Here is a 4847-nt window from a genome sequence, read left to right as displayed (position 1 = left end):
TTATCCGACCTACAGTTCAGTTCACCCCGTAGGCCTGATAAGTCGCGTCAACGACGCATCAGGCATCGTTTGTCGGATGCGACGCCATGCGTCTTATCCGACCTACAGTTCAGCACGCCCCGTAGGCCTGATAAGTCGCGTCAGCGGCGCATCAGGCATCTGTTGTCGAATACAATCAACGGGCGTTTTTTATTTCGCCTGGTTACGGGCAAACAGGTCGTCGAGCTTCTCTTCGTACTGGTAGTAGTTGATGCTTTCGTACAGCTCGTTGCGGGTCTGCATGGTGTCGATGACGCTTTTCTGCGTGCCTTCCTGACGCAGGACGTTGTAGACATGTTCAGCGGCGCGGTTCATGGCGCGAAACGCTGAAAGTGGGTACAGCGCCATTGCAACATGGGCGCTGCGTAATTCGTCGGTGGTAAACAGCGGCGTGGCACCAAATTCGGTAATGTTGGCGAGGATCGGCACCTGCACCGCATCGGCAAACTGGCGGTACATGGCGAGTTCGATAATCGCCTCCGGGAACAACATCTCGGCACCCGCTTCAACGTAGGCCTTCGCGCGCTCAATCGCCGCATCCAGCCCCTCTACCGCCAGCGCATCAGTGCGCGCCATGATCACAAAATCAGGATCTGTTTTCGCATCCACCGCCGCGCGGATCCGATCCACCATCTCCTCTTTCGAGACGATCGCTTTATTCGGGCGATGGCCGCAGCGTTTCGCGCCAACCTGATCTTCAATATGCAATCCTGCCGCGCCGGCTTTAATCATCGATTTCACGGTGCGGGCGACGTTAAAAGCCGAAGAGCCAAAACCGATGTCTGCATCCACCAGCAACGGCAGCGAACAAACGTCGGTAATACGACGAATATCGGTCAGCACATCATCAAGGGTAGAAATACCGAGATCGGGCAGCCCCAGCGAACCTGCCGCCACGCCACCACCGGAGAGATAAATCGCCTGATATCCGGCACGCTGTGCCAGCAGCGCATGGTTAGCGTTGATGGTGCCGACAATTTGCAACGGGGTTTCTTTGCTTAGTGCAGCGCGAAACGCTTTACCTGGAGAGTGTAGAGACATAGCCCATCCTTTGTTATCAACTTGTTATTTTCGTTGATAAACACAAAGCAAGGGGTATGCCACAATTGCCTTAATAAAATTAAATGTTTAATTTCAATCTGTTAAATATAAAGTCATGAAGTAATCCGCAAATATGCGTTTCAGTTAACGTTTCAGGCAATGTTTCACCGCGTTTCATTGCAACAATTATGAAACAAGACTAAACCCAATATTCGGTTTCTTAACTTTGCGGTGCGCTATGGCACATCCACCACGGCTGAATGACGACAAACCAGTTATCTGGACGGTATCTGTAACGCGCCTGTTCGAGCTGTTTCGCGATATCAGCCTCGAGTTTGATCACCTGGCGAACATTACCCCTATCCAGCTTGGCTTTGAAAAAGCGGTGACCTACATCCGCAAGAAACTGGCAAACGAACGCTGCGACGCCATCATCGCTGCTGGCTCTAACGGCGCGTACCTGAAAAGCCGCCTGTCAGTGCCAGTTATTTTGATTAAACCGAGCGGCTACGATGTGTTACAGGCACTGGCAAAAGCCGGAAAGCTCACCTCTTCTATCGGCGTTGTCACTTATCAGGAAACTATTCCGGCGCTGGTGGCGTTTCAAAAAACCTTTAATTTGCGCCTCGATCAACGTAGCTACATCACGGAAGAAGACGCGCGCGGGCAGATTAACGAGCTAAAAGCTAACGGCACCGAAGCGGTGGTCGGCGCGGGGCTGATTACCGATCTGGCAGAAGAAGCCGGAATGACCGGAATTTTTATCTATTCCGCCGCCACCGTGCGCCAGGCGTTCAGCGATGCGCTGGATATGACGCGCATGTCGTTACGCCATAACACTCACGATGCCACCCGCAACGCCCTGCGAACTCGTTACGTGCTGGGCGATATGCTCGGTCAATCACCACAGATGGAACAGGTACGGCAGACTATTTTGCTCTATGCCCGCTCCAGTGCGGCGGTGTTGATTGAGGGGGAAACGGGGACGGGCAAAGAGCTGGCGGCCCAGGCGATTCATCGGGAATATTTTGCCCGCCACGATGCGCGACAGGGCAAAAAGTCGCATCCGTTTGTTGCCGTTAACTGTGGGGCGATTGCCGAATCGCTGCTGGAAGCGGAGCTGTTTGGCTATGAGGAAGGGGCGTTTACCGGCTCGCGACGCGGAGGACGCGCCGGGCTGTTTGAAATCGCCCACGGCGGCACGCTGTTTCTTGACGAGATAGGCGAAATGCCTCTGCCATTGCAGACTCGCCTGTTACGAGTGCTGGAAGAAAAAGAGGTCACCCGCGTCGGCGGGCATCAGCCTGTTCCGGTGGATGTACGGGTTATTAGCGCCACTCACTGCAATCTGGAAGAAGATATGCGGCAAGGGCAGTTTCGCCGTGATCTGTTTTATCGGCTGAGTATTTTGCGTCTGCAATTGCCACCACTGCGCGAGCGGGTGGCGGATATTCTGCCGCTGGCGGAAAGCTTTTTGAAAGTGTCTCTGGCGGCGCTCTCCGCCCCGTTTTCTGCCGCATTACGCCAGGGATTACAGGCAAGCGAAACCGTGCTGGTGCACTACGACTGGCCGGGCAATATTCGAGAACTGCGCAATATGATGGAGCGACTGGCGCTGTTTTTAAGTGTGGAACCGACTCCGGATTTAACGCCGCAATTTTTGCAGCTGCTACTGCCGGAACTGGCGCGCGAGTCGGCGAAAATTCCCGCCCCATCCTTGCTGACACCACTACAGGCACTGGACAAATTTAATGGTGATAAAACAGCAGCAGCGAATTATTTAGGCATCAGCCGGACGACGTTCTGGCGGCGGCTAAAAAATTAAAATGCCGGATGCAGCGTTAACGCCTTATCCGGCCGACAAAAACATGAATTTCAATATATTGCGTTCACCGATAGACGTGCGCATCGGGCTTGTTTACATGAGCTTCAGAATTACTTCTTCTTATAAAGATCTGCCGTGCCGTGGATCTTATTGTCAGTCTGACCGGAGGTCAGAACCAACACATCCGCACCTTTTTCATCCGCTTTTTTGATCAGATCTTCTTTTGCATCTGCGGTCGACATTTCATTACTGGTTGAAATATCACCTATTTTTTCATATTGCGATTCAACTTTTTCAAATTCCGCTTTGGTCATCAATTCAGCGGCATAGACATTTGTGACAACAAAAGCTAACGCACCAACTAAGAGCTTAGTTCCAGTTTTCATCGATGAACTCCATAATGTGTGATTGGCCAATGCCCTGAAGCTAACAGTCATCATCAGGGTTGATTAATAAGTAGTTCAGCGGTTAGGAAAAATCTATAGGAAAAGAGAATATATTTGTATTTTTCTCAACGATAGCCACATTCCCCCAGTTGTTTAATAACGCTCACTACAATTATCGCAGGTGTTCCTTAAATTAATTTTCATAAAAATCTTAAATTCCTTCTTCCGCTAAAATCCAATATAAAATTCACATGAGCCGTATTACTTTTCTGAACAACAAACCACCAACTATATATTGATATGATTTCCATACCTTTTCTTTATTTCACTTACATGCAGTTTAGGATTATTAGATGTATTTTTTCTAAACGACATAAAAAAACCGCATTAACTCCACTTACAAACCACTAAAACCAATCAATGCAATGAACAACTAACACTTTAATAAATTTATTACATCTAATATTACAGATATTCTTATTTAGTAACTTGCATGTTTGTGCCTTACAAGGCTTCAGGAAGAAAAACAGTGCAATAAAAAGCATCTTGCCATTTAATTTTTAAGGATAAAAGTGAGTGATATGAAATCAGCAAAAAAAAGCTTATCGACACGGGCGATAGCCATTTCTACCATATTATTTACGCCAGTATCCTTGGCTATCACCCCACCTACAAATTCAGATAGTAATGTTATCATTAATAATAATGAAGAGATAAAACTCATTGCGTCAGAAGGCTACGATCCCGGATGGGAGCATTTTAACTCATTGAAAGTAGGTGAAGACTCTAACGGTTCATTACTCATTGATAATCTTTCACTTACCACTTCAGCAGCCAGCATTGGTAATAATGCTGAAGGCTCCGTCACTTTAACAAACCATACCAACTGGCAGTTCGACACCCCTACCTCCAATATTTTTTTAGGCACTAACGAAGGCTCCGGTACGTTATACGTGTTAGAAGGTAGTAAGATAAGTGGCCTGCAATCAATAAGAGTTGGTGAGTTTTATGGTGACGCCAGGGGGACGTTGGTTATTGATGGGGAAAGCTCATCAGTCACCTCTAACATTGCTATTGTTGGCGATCAGGGAACAGGGAAAGTATCTGTTACTAACGGCGGTACACTCACTTCCCTGACTCAACTGAATATTGGGTATGTTGACGCCCATTCTCCTCTGTCAGCTAACCAGAGTAGTTATGGAGAAGTTCAGGTTGCCGATAAAAATTCAACAGTGAATGCCCCAAATATACTTATTGGCGGATATAACACATCTTCTACTTCTGATACTACCGGAGTTCTCACTGTCAGCAACGATGGTGTAATCAATGCGAATTCATATATCTGGGTTGGTGTCTCCTCTAACGGAACAGGAATATTAAATATTGGAGGTGCGCAAGGTGAGTCTGCGCAACCTGCTGGTTCAATTAATACTCCCCGAATTTATTTAGGGGGGACAAATGCGTCAACCACTTCAATATTAAACTTTAATCACACCAACGCTGATTTTGTTCTGACCTCATACATAGACGGTAAAGGCCAGGTTAACCAGGTAGGT

General features: G+C 47.9%; 3 protein-coding genes and 1 pseudogene. 2 read left to right on the top strand and 2 right to left on the bottom strand.

Going from position 1 to position 4847, the window contains the following annotated elements; genetic code table 11:
* Positions 1–189: 189 nt before the first annotated feature.
* Complete coding sequence (gene prpB / locus D9741_RS23210; protein ID WP_130219658.1) at positions 190–1080, bottom strand: methylisocitrate lyase; 891 nt, start codon at positions 1078–1080, stop codon at positions 190–192.
* Positions 1081–1318: 238 nt separating this feature from the next.
* Here prpB and prpR point away from each other — a divergent pair, with 238 nt between their 5' ends.
* Entirely contained in the window at positions 1319–2905 is a 1587-nt protein-coding gene (gene prpR, locus D9741_RS23205; RefSeq protein ID WP_130219656.1) for a propionate catabolism operon regulatory protein PrpR, read from the top strand.
* Positions 2906–3015: 110 nt separating this feature from the next.
* On the opposite strand, the gene yahO is transcribed toward prpR, so the two are convergent.
* Complete coding sequence (gene yahO, locus D9741_RS23200) at positions 3016–3291, bottom strand: DUF1471 family periplasmic protein YahO (RefSeq protein ID WP_130206111.1); 276 nt, start codon at positions 3289–3291, stop codon at positions 3016–3018.
* Positions 3292–3872: 581 nt separating this feature from the next.
* Here yahO and D9741_RS23195 point away from each other — a divergent pair.
* Positions 3873–4847: pseudogene (locus tag D9741_RS23195) on the top strand (autotransporter outer membrane beta-barrel domain-containing protein); the annotation flags it as partial.

This window comes from Escherichia sp. E14V7, assembly GCF_004212225.1.
Classification (GTDB): Bacteria; Pseudomonadota; Gammaproteobacteria; order Enterobacterales; family Enterobacteriaceae; genus Escherichia.
Note: the sequence above shows the minus strand (reverse complement) of the source record. Positions and strands in the feature narration are given on the sequence as shown.

Bases quoted from the DNA above. Each gene is read 5' to 3' on its own strand.
- yahO (WP_130206111.1), bottom strand. From the start codon at position 3,291: ATGAAAACTGGAACTAAGCTCTTAGTTGGTGCGTTAGCTTTTGTTGTC.
- prpR (WP_130219656.1), top strand. From the start codon at position 1,319: ATGGCACATCCACCACGGCTGAATGACGACAAACCAGTTATCTGGACG.
- prpB (WP_130219658.1), bottom strand. From the start codon at position 1,080: ATGTCTCTACACTCTCCAGGTAAAGCGTTTCGCGCTGCACTAAGCAAA.